Source organism: Rubritalea tangerina, from assembly GCF_042683245.1.
Lineage (GTDB): Bacteria > Verrucomicrobiota > Verrucomicrobiia > Verrucomicrobiales > Akkermansiaceae > Rubritalea > Rubritalea tangerina.
In genome coordinates this window covers 1-17,236 of the sequence record NZ_JBHUJB010000025.1, presented here as the reverse complement: position 1 = coordinate 17,236, position 17,236 = coordinate 1, and the positions used below count along the sequence as shown (strand labels likewise).

The 17,236-nt window shown below is 50.1% G+C and carries 12 protein-coding genes; 8 read left to right on the top strand and 4 right to left on the bottom strand.

Going from position 1 to position 17,236, the window contains the following annotated elements; all coding sequences use genetic code 11:
- The first annotated feature begins 13 nt into the window (after nt 1-13).
- The gene (locus ACFSW8_RS06045; protein ID WP_377089095.1) at nt 14-1,144 is read left to right on the top strand and encodes a glycoside hydrolase family 16 protein; all 1,131 of its coding nucleotides are present in this window, start codon (nt 14-16) and stop codon (nt 1,142-1,144) included.
- Nucleotides 1,145-1,183: 39 nt separating this feature from the next.
- On the opposite strand, the gene ACFSW8_RS06040 is transcribed toward ACFSW8_RS06045, so the two are convergent.
- Nucleotides 1,184-2,998, bottom strand: coding sequence for a protein kinase domain-containing protein (locus ACFSW8_RS06040; protein ID WP_377089096.1), 1,815 nt, complete (start codon nt 2,996-2,998; stop codon nt 1,184-1,186).
- A 5-nt stretch (nt 2,999-3,003) separates the two neighbouring features.
- Nucleotides 3,004-3,588: an RNA polymerase sigma factor gene (locus tag ACFSW8_RS06035; protein ID WP_377089097.1), complete on the bottom strand. Its 585-nt coding sequence runs from the start codon at nt 3,586-3,588 to the stop codon at nt 3,004-3,006.
- Nucleotides 3,589-3,771: 183 nt separating this feature from the next.
- Here ACFSW8_RS06035 and ACFSW8_RS06030 point away from each other — a divergent pair, with 183 nt between their 5' ends.
- Together ACFSW8_RS06030 and ACFSW8_RS06025 are read left to right on the top strand one after the other, a co-directional pair.
- Nucleotides 3,772-6,690 carry a C25 family cysteine peptidase gene (locus ACFSW8_RS06030; RefSeq protein WP_377089099.1) on the top strand — a complete coding sequence of 973 codons (2,919 nt, stop codon included), beginning with the start codon at nt 3,772-3,774 and terminating at the stop codon, nt 6,688-6,690.
- A gap of 117 nt (nt 6,691-6,807) precedes the next feature.
- Nucleotides 6,808-8,127, top strand: a complete 1,320-nt coding sequence (locus tag ACFSW8_RS06025; protein ID WP_377089100.1) for a sulfatase family protein — start codon at nt 6,808-6,810, stop codon at nt 8,125-8,127.
- 7 nt (nt 8,128-8,134) lie between these two features.
- Here ACFSW8_RS06025 and gltS read toward each other — a convergent pair whose 3' ends face one another.
- Entirely contained in the window at nt 8,135-9,343 is a 1,209-nt protein-coding gene (gene gltS, locus ACFSW8_RS06020; protein ID WP_377089101.1) for a sodium/glutamate symporter, read from the bottom strand.
- A 173-nt stretch (nt 9,344-9,516) separates the two neighbouring features.
- Here gltS and ACFSW8_RS06015 point away from each other — a divergent pair, with 173 nt between their 5' ends.
- The 3 genes from ACFSW8_RS06015 to ACFSW8_RS06005 all read left to right on the top strand — a co-directional run bounded on the left by ACFSW8_RS06015 (nt 9,517) and on the right by ACFSW8_RS06005 (nt 13,603).
- Nucleotides 9,517-10,464: a bile acid:sodium symporter family protein gene (locus ACFSW8_RS06015; protein ID WP_377089103.1), complete on the top strand. Its 948-nt coding sequence runs from the start codon at nt 9,517-9,519 to the stop codon at nt 10,462-10,464.
- Nucleotides 10,465-10,559: 95 nt separating this feature from the next.
- Nucleotides 10,560-12,236, top strand: a complete 1,677-nt coding sequence (locus ACFSW8_RS06010) for an alpha-amylase family glycosyl hydrolase (RefSeq protein WP_377177711.1) — start codon at nt 10,560-10,562, stop codon at nt 12,234-12,236.
- Between the two features lie 86 nt (nt 12,237-12,322).
- Nucleotides 12,323-13,603: an NAD(P)/FAD-dependent oxidoreductase gene (locus ACFSW8_RS06005; RefSeq protein WP_377177709.1), complete on the top strand. Its 1,281-nt coding sequence runs from the start codon at nt 12,323-12,325 to the stop codon at nt 13,601-13,603.
- A 67-nt stretch (nt 13,604-13,670) separates the two neighbouring features.
- Here the strand turns inward: ACFSW8_RS06005 and ACFSW8_RS06000 are convergent, their stop codons facing one another.
- The gene (locus ACFSW8_RS06000) at nt 13,671-14,399 is read right to left on the bottom strand and encodes an AraC family transcriptional regulator (RefSeq protein ID WP_377177707.1); all 729 of its coding nucleotides are present in this window, start codon (nt 14,397-14,399) and stop codon (nt 13,671-13,673) included.
- Nucleotides 14,400-14,475: 76 nt separating this feature from the next.
- On the opposite strand from ACFSW8_RS06000, the gene ACFSW8_RS05995 reads away from it, so the two are divergent.
- Both ACFSW8_RS05995 and ACFSW8_RS05990 read left to right on the top strand, forming a co-directional pair.
- A complete protein-coding gene (locus tag ACFSW8_RS05995) occupies nt 14,476-15,438 on the top strand; it encodes a proline racemase family protein (RefSeq protein WP_377089108.1) in 963 nt (320 codons plus the stop codon).
- 65 nt (nt 15,439-15,503) lie between these two features.
- Nucleotides 15,504-17,072 (top strand): aldehyde dehydrogenase (NADP(+)), encoded by a 1,569-nt coding sequence (locus tag ACFSW8_RS05990; RefSeq protein WP_377089109.1) that lies wholly within the window; start codon nt 15,504-15,506, stop codon nt 17,070-17,072.
- The last annotated feature ends 164 nt before the right edge of the window (nt 17,073-17,236 follow it).

Below are 17,236 nucleotides of genomic sequence, written 5' to 3'. Positions count from 1 at the left end.
AGGGTAGTCCATCATGCTGAAGCTACCACCATTTGTAATTTGTCTATTTTTTGGTCTTAGTGTCTCACGTGTGGTAGCGGAAGAGGTGCCTCGGATAGGAGATGCGCACCCTACTCGGCCGGAGTACAAGCTCGTGTGGCAGGATGAATTTGTTGATGAGAAGTTAGATCGGAAGAAATGGAGGCCAGTAGATGATACAGTTATTGGTCAATACGGGCATGGCAATGGTGAGGCCCAAGCATATGTGGATGCTGAGGGAGAGACCTTTTATGTTAGGGATGGTCAATTAACGATTATAGCCAGGCATGCACCAGATGCGAAGTATCCATTGAAGGATGGTAAGAATGGAAAGTTCGTGAGGGAGATTGATCATCAGGATTTCAGGTCTGCAAAGCTTGAGACGAAGGGGTTGGCCTCATTTACCTATGGATTAGTGGAGGCTAGGATCAAAAACCCGAGAGACAAGAGTGGTAAAAAGACGGCTGTACCCGTGTGGCCGGCGTTTTGGATGTTACCGGAGCCTGGGAGTGCGCCTTTCTGGGGGTATTGGGATGCTCAGGCTGCGGCTAAGAAGTGGAAATGGAGTTACAGTTCTTGGCCCTACAGCGGTGAGATAGACATTATGGAAATGTCTGGCAGGGCAACACGTCTTTATCACGGGGGGGCTGTGTATCACAGGAGCCCAAAAGAATGGACTGTTGGAAATATTGGCTGGTATTCACATTACCGTCGCTATGATGGAGCGATCGATCCGAAGCAGTGGATAGCTGATCAAGTGTTAGATGGAAGCTTACAGCCCAAAGATGGGGAGGCTTCCTATCCTGACAACTTTCATGTATTTGGTTGTGAGTGGACGAAGGATCGAATCGTATTTATGTTTGATCATCAGGAATGGGGGAAGGGCTTAGATTTAGCTGAGCAAAAAAAGTTTGGAGGGAGAAGTGTGTATAGGGATTACCCGTTTTATTTAATTTTAAATCAAGCAGTAGGAGGAAAATATTTTGGAGTGTGGGGGCCTAGGGATAAGGGGCCAGATAAGAAAGGTCAGAACGAGCTTTACGACTTTGCGCTTTTTCCTCAACAGATGCAAGTAGACTGGGTGAGGGTCTATCAAAAAGGCGGGGAGAAAACAGAGGGTGAATGAGGGGAGTACGGCACTATCCTAGAAGGAAAGAAGAGGGGCTTACTTCTCTGAAGCGACAGTAGAGAGAGGAACGAAGGTGGGTTTGCAATTTTTGTTAGGAAGGAGGTTTTTGATATTTTTTCGATTCTTCCCTGTGTCATCTAACAAAACTTTTTTTGCAGGTATATTTGAGAGGAGGTTAGTGGCTTTAGCGAAGCTCGTTTTTCTGGTGTAGATAGTTTTAAGTTTTGGGTTACCGGTGAGTGTGAGTGTGAGATTTTTTTGATTCCAGGAGATATTGATAGGTTTCACTTTATTTTCTTTTTCGAGGAAGAATTTAACGAGTGTGAGATGTTCTTGGGTGGATTTAATTTTTGAATCGTAGAGGAACATACAATATTTAAGGAATGCGCGTCGGTCTTGGATTTGGTTGAAGAGGTGGACGGTTTCTGAGCCAGTGAGTTTACGGTTGAGTGGGGCGTATTTGGCGGCGAGTTTCATGAGGTCGGCATCTTTATGTTGGCCGTATTTGAGGTATTTATTGGCTTCTTTAAAGTCTTGTCGCATGAAGTGGAGGAAGCCGAGTCGGTAGAGGGCATTTTCATTTTCTGGGTCATTTGCGACGGCGTCTTGAGCGGATTCGAGTGCTTGATCGAGGTTGAAATTATGGAGGTTGTATGTGGAGTGGCGTTGGAAGACGAGGGAGGAATCTCGGCGTTCTTTTTGTCGGGCTTCTTGCTCTTCGACAAACTTTGCGAGGTGGATTTGGGCTTCTTCTTTTGCTTTGAGGGCTTCGGTTTTGGCTTTGAGGGCTTCTTTTTCGCTAATTTTTACCGAGCTGATGTAATAGATGGTACTGGCGGGCAGGAGGATGAAGAGAAGGATGGCTGAGATACAGGCAGCCATGTGCCGGCGGACAAAGAGGTGGAGTTGGGTTGTGAAGTTGGCAGACTCAGCAGAGGTTGCGAAGCCGTCGAGGTATTGGTCGATCTCGCGTTTGAGCTCAGCGACGTGTTGGTAGCGGTTTTGTGGGCGCAGGGCGAGGGCTTTAGCGAGGACGTGGACGAGGCGTGGTGGGATATCTTTACGTTCGAGGCTTTTGATTTGTCCGAGTCGGGTACTGGTGAGGGCAACGGTTGGGGAGTCGCCCATAATGGGGGCTTCGGAGGTGAGGATATAAAAGAGGAGAGCGCCGAGCCCGAATACATCGGCGGTGGGGTGCTTTTGATACCCTTCGTAGGCTTGTTCGGGGGCCATAAATCCGGGTGAGCCTTTGATGTAGCCGTATTGGGTTTGGGCTTTTGCGAGATCACCTTCAACACTCTGTGCGATACTTGACGCAATGCCCCAGTCGCCTAGGAGGATTTGTCCTTCCTTGCCGATACTCACATTTTCAGGCTTGAGGTCGAGGTGGAGGACGTCTCGGGCGTGGGCGTACTGGATGGCGTCGCAGATATCGCGGAAGATTTCTAACTTTTTGTTGAGGGTAAGTTTGGTTTCTTCTTTCAGTTTATCGACGAGGGTTCTTCCGGAGGTGAGTTCCATGGTGAACCATGGGGCGCCGTGGCTGATTCCGATGTTGTAGACGCGTATAATGTTAGGGTGCTCGAAGCCGGAGGTAATTTGGACTTCACGGATAAAGTCGATGGAGTGTTCGAGGTTGATGAGCTCGTGTTTGATGCGCGCGAGCGCGATGGTGCGGGAGCAATGGGTGTCGGTGACTTTGTAGACACGCTTGATGGCGCCTTCGGCAATAAATTCCTCGTTGATATAGCGTTCCTCCGAGAGCAATTCCACCGGGCTGAGGGAAGCCTCGTAGAATTGGGCGAGGTTGGCATTCATTTTGAAGCCATTGTTGGAGGAATCATCACTCATGAGGCTTATTCGAGTTCTTTGCGCAATCTGGCGATTTCGACGATGAGGCGTTCTTTGACCCGATTTTTAATGCGGTAGATGGTATTTTCTTGGAGGTTGTATTCTGCGGCGAGTTCTGGTGCTTTAGCACCTTCGAGCGAGCGTTCGAAGATTTCGATACTTTGGGCATTAAATTTTTCGCGGAGTGCTTCCATGGCGGTATTGCTGATGTAGCTACGCCATTCTTCGTCCATGATGGAGTCGAGTTTTGACTCTTTATTTGCAGGGTTATTTTCTTCGGAGAAGTAGAGGTCGATGCGAGCTTTCTCGCTATTTTTTGAGCTGAGGTAGGTGAAGGCAGTATTGCGGATGACTTGGCAGAGCCAGGTGCGAAACTTTGCTTTTTCGGGCTGGTAGTCGAAGGTTGGCAATTTTTTCCAGAGTTTCAGGAGAATGTCTTGGCGCAGGTCGACGGCTTCTTCATGGGTGACTCCGAGGCGTTTGAGGACGACATAGATGTAGGCTTCATAGGTACTCGAGAAGGTTTGCCAGGCTGCTTCATTCTGCTGGTCTTTGAGTCTTTCGATGAGTGTGTATCGGGTTTGTTCCATGGAGTATGGCTACTGTGTCATTGGAGGGGAGGTGGCGTCAATGGTGATGCAGGGGGCGTGGATGATTTTGGGAATTGTGGTAGCTTGGGTGAAATCTTCGATCAAATGTGTGAGGTGAGACGACCTATAGGTAGCCCATACGCTCGGATGAGTGGGCATTTCTACACCCTATGATCTAAAAAAATGACAAAAATTCACATCAGCAGCCTGATTGGACTCCTCGGTGGGGCAGTGGCGCACGCGTCGACTGGTTCAGCCATGGTGACGAAGGACGTTTCTAAAATCGACGAGGCGGTGCAGGCCGCACAGCCCTTGTATTCACAATCTGGTACTCTCAAGTCTTTAGTGCCAGAGAAAATGAAGGCGGGGCAAACTGGTTATTTGATAGCAACGAGTGAGTACATTAAGACTCACTCGAAGGCATTAGCAGCATTCATTAAGCACAAGGAGAGTAGAGGGTTTAAGGTGCATGTTGCAACGGAAAAGGACTGGGGCGTGGTTGAGAGTGGGAAGGGACGCAAGCAAGCGGATCGCGTGCACCAATGGATGCAGGAGAATTATAAAAAGCTCAACCTGCTCTACACCTTGATTATTGAGAACCCGCATCCAGATGAGGGGTTGATTCCGATGGCGAAGTTTAAACCGAGGAAGTATAAGGTGCCAGCACCTGAAGCGAAGAAGGACTATGCGAAGTACCTCAAGTACAAGGATAAGCCTAGGACTGAGGACGGGAAGTATTTGTTGTATGATGGTTCGGATCCATCAGATTATTACTATGCGGATTTGACGTCTAACTGGGATGCGAATGGGAATTCGATTTTAGCGGAGAAGGCGGATTACGCAACGGGTGAGATTGATTGTGTGGCTGAAGTGTATGTGGGGAGGATCCCCTATTACGGGGAGGATCATGCGTATTCGAATCTTGCGGGTGTGGACAAGATTTTAAGGCGTACAATTGAGTATGAATTAGGGGCGAATGGTGACACAGCATGGCGTAATGATATATTTTACGTGGGTGGTGCCGATAAGCGTTTCAAGAAGATACAGGATCAATTTTTACCGTATTCAGGTGGCAGGCTTGAGACTTATCGGGTGAGTCAGGGGTATGGATATGAGCCAACGAGTTCGAAGTGGAATGGTGAGATAATCCAGGCTGCTCTCAATGCCGATAAGCCCTATGGTTTCATTAATTTTCAAGAGCACGGGTCACCGACCAGCATGGCGGGGCAAATGAGCACAGCGAAGGCAAAAGAGTTGAAACGCACGCAGCCAAGTTATGTGTATCTAGGTGGCTGTGATGTGGCGAGTCCAGAGCATAGTGACAATGTTACCAATGCATTGTTTAATCACATTGGGATTGCGGCAGTGGGAGCCACGCGCTCGGTGACGAGTATGGGCGGGGATGATGATACTGACTCTGCGGCTGGCTATGAGAGGCTCTATTTTGGCCAGTCGACGGGCGAGGCCCATTGGAGGTTGTTATCTGATTACGCGGATGGGATGAAGAAGGTAGGGGCATCTAATTTCTTGATGAATTTGATGGGGGATCCATCTGTAGTGGTGATGCCCAAAGTTAATGAGGATCCTCTTGTGGTTGGGCCGAACATGGATGTTCTGAAGTTTCGTCATCAAGAAAAGAACAGGACACCGATTGGGTACACAATGGTGGTGCGCAATCAGAGTAGCCAAGAGCAACAGTATACAGTGCACACGAGTGGGGCTCTGATTGCCGAAGATGAGAGCTTTAAGCTTGCGCCCTATAGCTCTCGGAAGTTACGTGTGCTCTTTAATGACGCTCATCAATTGAGTGTTGGGGAGCATTCTGGAAGTTTGGAAGTGAAGACCTTGGAACGGACGGTAGAGCGTCAGTTTGTGTTAGACGTTTACGCACGCACGACAGTCTTGAATTTGGCATTCAACACACCGGCTGAGCGTAAGATCTTGGGCATTGATGCCAAAGGTGAGAAGGCGGAGATGATTAAGAAGTATTTAGCTGAGCGATCTGGCGATGATTTTGTGAGTCTACCAAAAGGCACTCGGGGGGATTTGAGCCGCACGAAGGTGGTACCAGGTGAATCTGATGTGACAGTGGCAGCTCGCTTGCGTTATGAGACTGCGGCGAAGGGGCAACTGCAGTTTTTCAAGTTCGGCAAGACCTTTGAATGCTTTGATGCTTCGATTTTAGATGGGAAATTCTACGTGATTTTCCGCACGGTGAAAGGCTTAGCTGAGAAGGAGACGGAGGGACGGATTGAAGTGCCTGCGCCGGCTGCTGGTGAGTGGTTTGACATGGTGGCTTCCGTGAACCGGTCAGCGAAGACGATGACATTGATTGTCAATGGCAAGCGATACACAGCAGCATTTGCGCCTGAAGTAGGTCAGGGTTTGGCCTTTGACAAAATCCGATTTGGCTATGGGAAAAACCGTTCAGCCATCAACATTGATGCCTTCACTATTTTTGATTATGCCTTGGGAGAGAGGGAAGTTCAGACCCTGGCTTCGGGAGACATTATCAAGCAGAGTTACCCAAAGAATGGAGATAAAGCGAACCCTCAGGGGGTTAATGTGTCATGGAACTACAGCGGCAAAAAGGAGAACCAACGTTTCGTGGTGGTGTACGCTACCGACGCATCTTTTTCTGATAGGAAGTACATCGAAACCAATGATAGCAATGCCTTGCTTGCGGATTTGAGTGATAACACGACGTACTTTTGGAAGGTTGGATTTGTGAAGAATGGTAATAAGAGCTTCCCATGGGAATCCTATACGACTTTCACTACTGATGGCAGCATCCAAGACGTGGAGGTAACGATCAATGACCAGCGTCAATTACGTGCTGCGACGGTGGGCGATAACAATTTCAGCGAGAAGCTCACGAAGTGTGTGACTGCGTTATTGCCACCCGATTCGAAGGGTAGAAGGAAGAAGGCTGAGTTGTTTTTTACGAAATTGGAAGGGGAGGATTGGTTACGTTGTCATTCAGACGGGACCTTGACTACTAACTTTGGAGCACCAAAGGCGGGTGAGTACAGGTTTAAGTTTTCGGTCTCTACTCGTTATGGAATTCCCAAAACATTTGAGAAAACCATCATTGCAAAATAAAGCGTTGTGCTGACTTAGGTAAGTCTCAACATTGGATGCATGTTGAGGCTTCATTGTCCACACCCCTAGGTTTCACGATGCAGTGATCTAGCCTAAATCATATTTTAAAAACTACTTATGAAATTTCTGCCGATTTTTATTTTTCTTAGTTTGATGCCTTTGTTAGGTGTGGCGCAAAAGCCTAACATCATCCTGATCATGGCCGATGATATGGGGTATGAGACAGTGGGTGCGAATGGTGGGCAGAGTTATAAGACGCCACATCTGGATCGGATGGCTAGCGAGGGTATGCGTTTCACGAATTGTTTTGCCAATCCATTGTGTACCCCCTCGCGGGTGAAGATTATGACGGGGCAATACAACACAAGAAACTATGTGCAATTTCGGGTGTTAGATAGAGGGCAACGTACTTTTGCGCATTACTTGAGAGACGCTGGTTATCGGACTGTGATTGCAGGCAAGTGGCAGTTAGGTAAGGAGGAGGACAGTGCGCAGCATTTTGGGTTTGAGGAATCATTGTTATGGCAGCATGTCCGAGGGGCTCGGCGAGAGGGTACGAAGATTGATTCTCGTCATGTGAATCCGCGGTTGGAGCGCAATGGCAAAGCGGTGGACTATGACAATGGTGAGTTTTCATCTGATGTGTTTGTTGAATTTTTGGGGGAGTTTATGACGCAGCATAAGGACGAGCCAATTTTTGCGTATTATCCGATGGTGTTACCGCATTGTCCGTTTGTGCCGACTCCTGGGACAGCTGACTTTGATGCGCAGTCTATGGGGAGTAAAACCTACAAGGGCAAGGTGCAGTATTTTGGAGCGATGGTTGGGCACATTGACAAGATGGTGGCGAGGTTGGAGGCCAAGCTTGAGGAGTTAGGGATCGCAGATAACACAATGATTGTATTTACTGGGGACAATGGCACAGACATACCGGTCAAGAGCCAATGGTCAGGGAGGCAGATTGCAGCGGGCAAGGGGAAGATGACGGATGAAGGGATGCGCGTGCCATTGATTATTAAATTTCCAGGGAAGGTTGAAGCTGGGAAGGTGAGTGACGCCTTGGTTGATTTGGCAGACTTTTTACCGACTTTTACTGAATTAGCAGGGGTGGAGCATGAGGCTGAAATTGATGGTGTGAGTTTATTGCCTGAGCTTTATGGAAAGGGGGGGCGTGTGAAGCCTTATGCGTATATTTGGTATGAACCCAAGAAAGGGGAGACAGCAAAAGCGACGGTCATGGCTCGGAGCAAGACGCACATGCTTATGCGCAAAGGGGAGGATGGCGAGTTGGTTTTTTATCAAACTCCAAAGGCCTATGAAAAGGTGGTTGTCCCCATGAGCGAGATGGGGGAAGCAGACAGGACTCGCCTGAAAAAGTTAGAGAGTGTCCTTGAGCGCTACGATGCATTACGCGGGAGCTCGCTTCGGGCCCAATAAGCGCGGGCTAGAGGTTCAAGAAATAGCGAATGATAAAGGCGTTGGCAAGGTCGACGAAGAAGGCACCAACGAGTGGAAGGATAATGAACGCTGTGGGGGCAGGACCATGGGTTTTGGTCACTGCGGTCATATTTGCGATGGCGGTAGGGGTGGCTCCTAGGGAAAAGCCCGCGAAGCCCGCACTCAGAACGGAGGCTTGGTAGTCACGCCCCATCAGAGGAAAGAGGAGGAAGCGAATAAAGATGATGGCTGAGACAGCTTGGGCCGCAAGAAGGATGAGGAGTGAGCTGGCGAGGTCAGCGATAGTCCAGAGCTGCATGCCCATCAGTGACATGGCGATGAAGAGTCCTAGTGAGAAGTCAGAGATGACGGCGATGGCGCGTGTGCGAGCGGGCCATGCGATTTTCTTAGAGATCAAGGGGATAGTGTTAGATAGAAAGATGGCCACTAAGAGGCATGATACGAAGAGTGGTAATTTCACTCCTAGGGCATTAACCCAGTCATTAAGGTAGAAGCCAACGATGATGGCAATGTGGATGGCGAAAGTAGCCTGCATGAGGCTGACGTGGGTGATGCGTTCGATGTTTTCATTTTCATAGCTGACCCCGACTGAGAGTGATTGTGCGCTGGAGCCTTTGAGTTTAAAGGTCTGGATGAGCCATTTAGAAATTGGGCCACCGAGGAGTGAGGCCATGACGAGGCCCATAGTGGCGGAGGCCACGCCAATTTCTAGGGCATTCGAGATACCGTGTTCTTTGGCGATATCAGAGGACCAAGCGATGGCGGTTCCGTGGCCACCGATAAGTGAGGCTGAGCCTGTGAGCACGCCCATGGCTTTAGGTTGGCCGAGGGCCATGGCTCCGCTGACACCAACGATATTTTGGATGACGATATAGCCTAAGGTGAGGGTGAGGAGGATGAGAAGGGGGCGGCCGCCATTAATGAGGTCAGAGAATCGCGCGTTGATTCCGATAGTGGTAAAGAAGTAGACCAGCAGGATGTCTCTGAATTCTAGGTTGTAGTTTAGTTCGACATCAACGAGTAGGTAGAGGACTAAGCTAACAAGTGAAGCGATGATGCCACCAGTTACTGGCTCAGGAATGTTGTATTCGCGCAGGAATTTGATGCGCTGGGTAAGCTGCATGCCAATGAAAAACACGAGAATTCCTAGGGTATAGGTGATGAAGGTTTCAATCTCTATGAGGTGTTTATCCATGTGTGGTTGGGTCTTCTACATGATGCCAGTATCTCTGATAGATGTAAATGGAATCCTCAGTGTCAGGATTGCTGCAGGAATGTATGGGGTAGGTGTGGGGTTGGTATGGGAAGGGGGGAGCTCGGTCTTGACCTTGATGCTGCACTCGCTCATAAGGCGCTGGAAATCCCACGATGAAAATTCTCGCAGTATGTACTAACTTATTTTGGCTCTGGACGATCCTGGGGGTGGTTTGGGCATGGTTTCAGCCGGGAGCGTTCACGTGGTTTTTGAAGGGGACGGTTCCAGGGACTGAGGTGAAATTAATTTCAGCAGGCTTAGGAGTCATCATGTTAGGCATGGGGGTGACATTGACTTTGGAGGATTTCAAAGCGGTGTGTAAGACGCCGAGGCAGGTCTTCATAGGGGTGGGCGCTCAGTTTGCATTGATGCCTTTGATTGGTTGGGCGGTGGCAACGGCATTTCAGCTCCCTGACATGTTAAAGCTTGGGGTGATTTTAGTAAGTTGCTGTCCCGGGGGGACGGCGAGCAATGTGATTTGCTATCTTGCACGGGCCAATGTGGCTTTAAGTGTTTTGATGACGATGTGTTCGACTTTGTTAGCGGTAGTTCTCACTCCCTTGTTAACGAAGTGGTATGCGAGTGCAATTTTGGAAGTGGATGCTGGAGCGATGATTCGCTCGATGGTGACGATTGTTTTATTGCCGGTAGTGGGCGGAGTATTATTGAATCACTTTTTTAAGAAGCGGCTGGAGTATGTGCGTTTGGTCTCTCCATTGGTGTCGGTGTTGGTGATCGTATTAATTGTTGGAGGTGTGGTTGGATTAACGAAGCCTGCGATTATTGAGTATGCGGGTAGTTTGTTACCAGCGGTTTTCATTGTGCATGCTTTGGGCTTTAGCTTGGGGTATGTGGCTGCAAAGTTGTTGAAGTTACGTGAGGCAAATTGCAGGACATTGTCGGTGGAGGTAGGGATGCAAAATTCTGGTTTGGGATCGCAGCTAGCGAAGCAGCATTTCACATTGTTAGCTGCGACACCCTGTGCGATTTCGGCCTTTTACCATTGTTTGATTGGGAGTTTGTTGGCGGCATTTTGGCGAGTGAGACCGCCGCGTGACTAGGCTGTGAGGGCAAATGGCTTCCATCAGCTATTCAATGAATTTGTCCGCAAGGCCAAAACAATTTAGTTTACCTGCGGGAAAATCTAGCAAGTCTGGTGTCAGTGAGAGTCTCCATCTATCAATTATTTGTACGTCACTTTAGCAACACCCGTGAGCAGCAGGTGGTGGATGGGACGATTGAGCAAAATGGTTGTGGAAAGTTTGCTGAGATTACTGAGAAAGCCCTGCGAGAAATTCAGAGTATGGGATTCACTCACATTTGGTTCACAGGTGTGTTAGAGCAAGCGAGTTCGACGTGTTATCCGGGGATTGAAGCGGATGAGGCGGTGTTGATGAAGGGGAAGGCTGGGAGCCCGTATGCGATTCGCGATTATTTTGACGTTTGTGCTGACTATGCGGTGGATCCGGAGAACCGGATTGAGGAATTTTCGGATTTATTGGATCGGTGTCATGAACTCGGGATAAAGACGCTGATTGATTTTGTACCCAACCACGTGGCGCGGAGTTACCACAGTGACATTCAGCCGGATTTAAACTTTGGGGAGAGTGATGATGTGGGGCGCTTTTTTGCCTGGAATAACAACTTCTTTTATTTAGCTGGCGATGGGGTGATGGAATTACCTGGTGGGGAGTTTTCTGGGGAGGGAGCTGGGCGTGTGACTGGGAATAATGCGGCTACGTGGCAGCCAAGCTTGAGTGATTGGTATGAGACGGTGAAGTTGAATTACGGTCACGATTACACGACTGGGAGGGACACACATTGCTTACCGGAGGCAGAAGCTCATTTAGATGAGGTTCCTGACACTTGGGTGAAGATGGATGCGATTTTATCGTATTGGCAAGAACTGGGGGTGGATGGATTTCGCTGTGATATGGCGCACATGGTGCCCATGGAGTTTTGGGCATGGGTGATTCGCAGGGCACGCTTGAGGGATAGCCATTGTTACTTTATGGCTGAGGCCTATGATGGTGATCCGGCGAAGTTGACTCACGAGAATGTGTTAGAGTCTTTACTAAAGCAGGGTTTTGACACGGTGTATGATGGAGATAGTTACGAGTTAGTAAAGGAGGTCGTGGAGCATGGTCGAGGGGTGACGGAGTTGGATGCATTGTTATGGGCTCCTGATCGATTGAACCGGATGCTTCGCTATGCGGAGAATCACGATGAGGTGAGGTTAGCCTCTCGTCACCATTGGCGTGGGCAGGGGGCGAGCTTAGGCAAGGTGGTGATGGCATTTTTGACAGGAGTAGGGCCGAGTCCGTACATGCTCTATAATGGTCAAGAGGTAGGTGAGTGTGGAGATGGTGTTGAGGGCTTTGCAGGCGACGACGGGCGCAGTAGTATTTTTGATTACGGGCACTTGCCTCGCTTAGCGAAGTGGGTGAATGAGTGGCACTATGATGGAGGGAAACTAGCCGTGGAGGAGCATGCATTACGTGCTTGGTATGTCGAATGGTGTCAACTACTGCAAGAGCCAGCCTTTGCGAGAGGTGGAGTGTATGGCTTAAATTCTGCTAATATGGAGAATTCGACCTACCGGGCGGGTGGTGAAGCGATAGCACAGAGTGTGTATGCCTTTGTACGTCACGACCGCGAGAGTGATGAGGCATTTTTGGTTGTATTAAATTTTTCTGAGGCGGCATGTGGGGATGAGATTGAGGTATGGTTGCCGGAGGGATTAGGGGTTTGGATGGATGCCGAGCTTGCGCCGCGAGTTTTACTGGGGGGGCTTGAGGGTTATGGTGTGGCTGTGGTCCAGCTCACTTTATAGGAGGCGGGGAGTATGGGGGAGTTCGGCCCTGAGTGATTGAATGGGGCCCTATTCTTTTGCGGATTGCTGGGTGCTGGCTCTATTTGATGGCTAGACTTTGTGGGTATACTGACGGGGTGCAAAAGGAATCTCAGAGACATGTGGTGATCATTGGTGGGGGCGTTGTCGGGCTATGTTCAGCTTATTATGCGATGCAGGAGGGCTGGAGGGTGACCGTGCTGGAGCGAGAAGAACGATCTGAGGAGGGGTGTTCCTATGGCAATGCAGGGATGGTTGTTCCAAGCCATTTTATTCCATTAGCGGCACCAGGTATGATCGCCAAGGGGATGCGCTGGATGCTGAATCCGGAGAGCCCATTTTATGTGAAGCCACGCCTTAGCATAGATTTGATGCGGTGGGGGATAGCGTTTTGGAGGCATGCGAATGAAGAGCATACTGAGCGGTGCAAAGCCTTGTTGGCTGAGATGAGTTTGCGGAGTCGGCGCCTATTCGAAGAGCTTCAAGAGGGGGCAGACTTTGGCTTACAAAAGCGTGGTTTATTGATGCTTTGTAAGACTCAGAAGGCACTAGATGGTGAGGCTGAGGTGGCTGCGATGGCGAATGCTCTTGGAATCAAGGCGGAGGTTTGTGACCGGAAACGGACTGCTGAGCTCGACCCTGGCGTGGAGATGGATGTGCAGGGCAGCGTTTGGTTTGAGCAGGATTGTCATCTGGAGCCGAATCGCTTTATGGAGATGTTAGAGAGGAAAGTGGAGGCTGGAGGTGGAGAGATTCGCTATGGGGCACAGGTTGTGGGTAGTGAGAGAGAGGGAGACAAGCTCAAGGCTGTCATGTTAGAGGGGGGAGAGAAAGTGGAAGCAGACGCTGTGGTGGTGGCAGCAGGTGCGTGGTCACCGGACTTGGCGCGCATTTTTGGGGCACAGGTATTGATGCAGGCAGGGAAAGGGTATTCCTTGACTTTACCTCATCCTGTTCAGCTTCCTGAGTTGTGTTCGATTTTCACGGAGGCTAAGGTGGCGATCACGCCGATGGGGCAAGCATTGCGCTTTGCGGGGACGATGGAGGTTGGGGGTAATGATTTGAGTGTGAACCCGCGACGTGTTCAGGGGATCATCAAGTCAGTAAAAGAATACTTTCCGCAATTTGATGTGAGCCACTTTGAGGGTGTGGATGCATGGGCTGGTTTGCGGCCATGTTCACCAGACGGTTTACCCTACATTGGGAAGTTGTCGCAGTATGGCAATGTGGTGGTGGCCACTGGGCACGCGATGATGGGGCTCAGTTTAGGGCCAGTGACGGGGCAGATGGTAGCTGATATACTGGGTGGTGAGGGCGTGGATACGCGTCTCGCAGTGGAGCGATTTTAGTAGGGGAGAGGAAAGTAGAGGCTTAGTGGCCCGGGTTTTTAGTGGGTGGTAGCTGTGCCTGCGAGGCTTAATGAACCTCTTGGCGGTAGGCTTTAGGTGTGACGCCAGTGGTTTGTTTGAATTGGCGAGAGAATGCGGACTGGTCAGAGTAGCCGCATTCTAGTGCAGTTTCAGCGATACTTTTACTGGTACAGCGCAGGAGGTTACAGGCTTTTTCAATTCTGGTTTGGGTGATGAACTGGCCTGCGGAGATTTGGTGGAGGTTTCGTATTCTTTGGTCGAGTTGGTAGACGGAGAGTCCAGCCATTTCGGCGAGTTCGGGTAATCGCAGGGGCTGTTCGACATTGTTACGGATGTGAATGATGACTTTTTGAAGGATGGCGAGGTCGTCGCGTTCTTCGGAGGGGGCGTGGATATCGCGCGAGATACCACAGATGCCGACTGCCTTTTTTTGTTCGTTAAAGAGGGGTTCTTTGTAGGTGAGGCACCATCCTTGCTTTCCATTTGGGTAGATATGGAGCTCAAGTCGCGCGTGGATGCCGGCGCCAGTTTTGAGGATGTTGCTATCTTGGGCGCTGAACCCGTCACCGAGTGGGGATGGGAAGACTTCGTGGGCTTTTTTACCGATGAGTTCGTCTTTATCTTCGAATCCGAGTCTACGGGCGAGGGTTTTATTTACGGAGACGTATCTCCCTTCGATATCTTTGACAAAGTGCACAATATCTGGGACTTGATCGAAGAGGGATTCGCTGACGACGCAGCGACCGAGTTGCTGGAAAAAGGTACTTTTGATCATATGCTTTAAGCTCTGTGCGGATTCGGTGGGAATCTCTCTGTATTTATACAAGATCTTTGTGGTATAGTTATCACAGATGAAAGCGCAAGCGCCAGAAAAATTAAAAATTGTCGATTCACACACGGGTGGTGAGCCGACTCGGGTGGTGATTGAGGGATGTCCTGATCTTGGATTTGGGCCACTGAGTGAGCGCAGAGATGAATTAGCGAATCGGCATGATTGGGTGCGGACGTCATGTTTATTGGAGCCTCGTGGATTTGAGGCGATGGTGGGGGCGGTGTTGGTGGAGCCGCATGAGTCAGATTGTGTGGCGGGAGTGATTTTCTTCAATAATGCGGGGTACTTGAACATGTGTATTCACGGAACGATTGGTTTAGCCAAGACGCTGGAACACATGGGGGTAATAGGCGTAGGGCGCCACCGGATAGACACGCCAGTTGGGGTGGTGACTGTTGAATTAAGAGATGATGCTTCAGTGACCGTTGATAATGTTCCGAGCTATCTGTATCGGGAGGACATCAGTGTGGAGGTAGAGGGTGTGGGGCTTGTGCGTGGAGATCTTGCGTGGGGGGGTAATTGGTTTTTCCTTGTGGATGGTCAAGGGCCTGAGGTTCGGTTTGAGAATGTGGAGGCATTGAGTGGTTATGCGCGTAGGGTGCTGAAGGCTCTTGAGAGTTCGGGGGTGCGTGGGGAAGACGGTGGGCTTGTGGATCATGTGGAGTTGTTTGGTCCACCGGCGGATGCGCATTCTGACAGTCGCAATTTTGTGATGTGCCCAGGTGGTGAATATGATCGCTCACCGTGTGGAACGGGGACGTCGGCAAAGCTTGCCTGTTTGTTTGCAAAAGGGGTGCTAAAGGAGGGGGAACTCTGGCGACAGGCAAGTATTTTGAATACTGTATTTGTGGGGAAGGTGACGGATTTGGGGGGCGGTAAGGTGCTACCGAGTGTGACGGGAAGTGCGTGGGTTAATGGGGAATCGACTGTGATTATTCAAGAGAGTGATCCATTTGCACACGGGATATATCACACACAGTAAGGGCTACTGAGGGAAGAAAGATTTTAACAAAAACAAGAAACTAACAAGCAATAGAAATTTAGGACATGTCATTAACTGGTTTATCATTCATTGGGTATCAGCGGGGAAGAGGAGAAAATGTCTGTGGCACGGCCATTAACCCAGCCACGGGTGAGTCTATCGGTCCGGAGACGATAGCTGCGACAGACACGGAGTTAGAGAGCGCGTTAGAGTTGGCCGAGCAGGCATATGCCGAGTATCGCGAAAAATCTGGTGAACAAAGGGCTCAATTTCTCAGAGTCATAGCTGCGAATATTGAAGCGGTAGTGGATACGATCGCAGAAAGAGGCCCGTTAGAGACTGGCTTACCTGAAATGAGGATGCGGGGTGAGTCTGGCAGAACGATCGGCCAGCTTCGGTTGTTTGCAGATTTAATTGAGGAAGGGTCTTGGGTGGATGCGAGGATTGAGCACGCACAAGCAGAGCGCCAACCCTTGCCTAAAGTTGATTTACGTTCGATGTTGAGGCCATTGGGTCCTGTTGCAGTCTTTGCGGCATCTAATTTTCCGCTGGCATTTTCGGTAGCGGGTGGCGACACGGCATCGGCATTGGCAGCGGGTTGTCCTGTGATTGTGAAAGCGCATGCATCACATCCGGGTCTCTCTGAGATTGTTGCGGAAGCAGTGGTTGAGGCAGCTCAGGCGACTGGCATGCCAGAAGGGGTCTTCTCGATGCTGTTTGGCAGTGGCCGTACCTTGGGGCAAGCTTTGGTGAAGGCGGAGCAGATTAAGGCGGTAGGCTTTACAGGCTCACAGGCGGGTGGTCGTGCATTGATGGACATTGCGGCGGCACGTCCTGAGCCGATTCCCGTGTATGCAGAGATGAGTGCGATCAACCCTGTGATTTTTGATGAGAGTGCTCTGGGGGATCAGAGTGGCAAGATGGCAGAAGCGCTTTATGGTTCCTTGACGATGGGTGTTGGGCAGTTTTGCACGAACCCGGGATTAGTCTTTATACCCAAAGTGGGCAGTGAGAGTTTTGTGGGGGCGTTGGAGTCATTGGTGCAATCAGGCAGCAGTGGTACAATGCTCAATGCTGGAATTTGTAATGCCTACCGCGAAGGCATTTCCATGCTGGGGCAGCATGCTGCGGTTGAGACAGTGGCTCAGTTATCAAGTGACGGTCAGGGGCAGGCTGGGCCTGCTGTGTTCCAGACTACAGCTGAGGCATTCTTGAGCGATGCAGCATTGAGTGGCGAGGTATTTGGTCCAGCGACATTGTTAGTTCAATACGAGGATGGTGCGCAGCTTCAGGAACTTTGTGAGCGTCTTGAGGGGCAGTTAACTGCTTCCCTTTTTGCGAGTGAAGAAGCGCTCACTGGCTATGCTGGGCTTTTCCAATTACTCGAGCAAAAGGCGGGGAGGTTGATCTTTAATGGATTCCCAACTGGTGTGGAGGTGTGTCATTCCATGGTACACGGCGGACCGTATCCGGCGACATCTGATGGCCGCAGCACTTCCGTTGGTAGCATGGCAATTTACCGATTCGCACGTGCCGTTTCTTACCAGAGCTTCCCGGATTCAGCGCTTCCGGCCGAGTTACAAGACTCCAATCCACTGGGAATTACTCGGATGGTGGATGGGGTGCGAGGCTAGTTACTCAGGAATCGTTTTAGGGGGAAAGAAATTGCGCAGGCCTTGGGAGGGGCCTGCGTATTTTTTTGGGAGAAGGGGGCGATAGTGGTGTGAGGGCATAAAAAAGATAGAATGAGAAGAGAGGTGAGGCCGCGCCATGGTTGCTGGTAAGCTCATGGCTCATA

Coding starts and splice junctions, on each gene's coding strand:
- ACFSW8_RS06030 (WP_377089099.1), top strand. CDS start 3,772: ATGACAAAAATTCACATCAGCAGCCTGATTGGACTCCTCGGTGGGGCA.
- ACFSW8_RS06045 (WP_377089095.1), top strand. CDS start 14: ATGCTGAAGCTACCACCATTTGTAATTTGTCTATTTTTTGGTCTTAGT.
- ACFSW8_RS06015 (WP_377089103.1), top strand. CDS start 9,517: ATGAAAATTCTCGCAGTATGTACTAACTTATTTTGGCTCTGGACGATC.
- ACFSW8_RS05990 (WP_377089109.1), top strand. CDS start 15,504: ATGTCATTAACTGGTTTATCATTCATTGGGTATCAGCGGGGAAGAGGA.
- ACFSW8_RS06025 (WP_377089100.1), top strand. CDS start 6,808: ATGAAATTTCTGCCGATTTTTATTTTTCTTAGTTTGATGCCTTTGTTA.
- ACFSW8_RS06000 (WP_377177707.1), bottom strand. CDS start 14,399: ATGATCAAAAGTACCTTTTTCCAGCAACTCGGTCGCTGCGTCGTCAGC.
- ACFSW8_RS06005 (WP_377177709.1), top strand. CDS start 12,323: ATGGCTAGACTTTGTGGGTATACTGACGGGGTGCAAAAGGAATCTCAG.
- ACFSW8_RS05995 (WP_377089108.1), top strand. CDS start 14,476: ATGAAAGCGCAAGCGCCAGAAAAATTAAAAATTGTCGATTCACACACG.
- ACFSW8_RS06035 (WP_377089097.1), bottom strand. CDS start 3,588: ATGGAACAAACCCGATACACACTCATCGAAAGACTCAAAGACCAGCAG.
- gltS (WP_377089101.1), bottom strand. CDS start 9,343: ATGGATAAACACCTCATAGAGATTGAAACCTTCATCACCTATACCCTA.
- ACFSW8_RS06040 (WP_377089096.1), bottom strand. CDS start 2,998: ATGAGTGATGATTCCTCCAACAATGGCTTCAAAATGAATGCCAACCTC.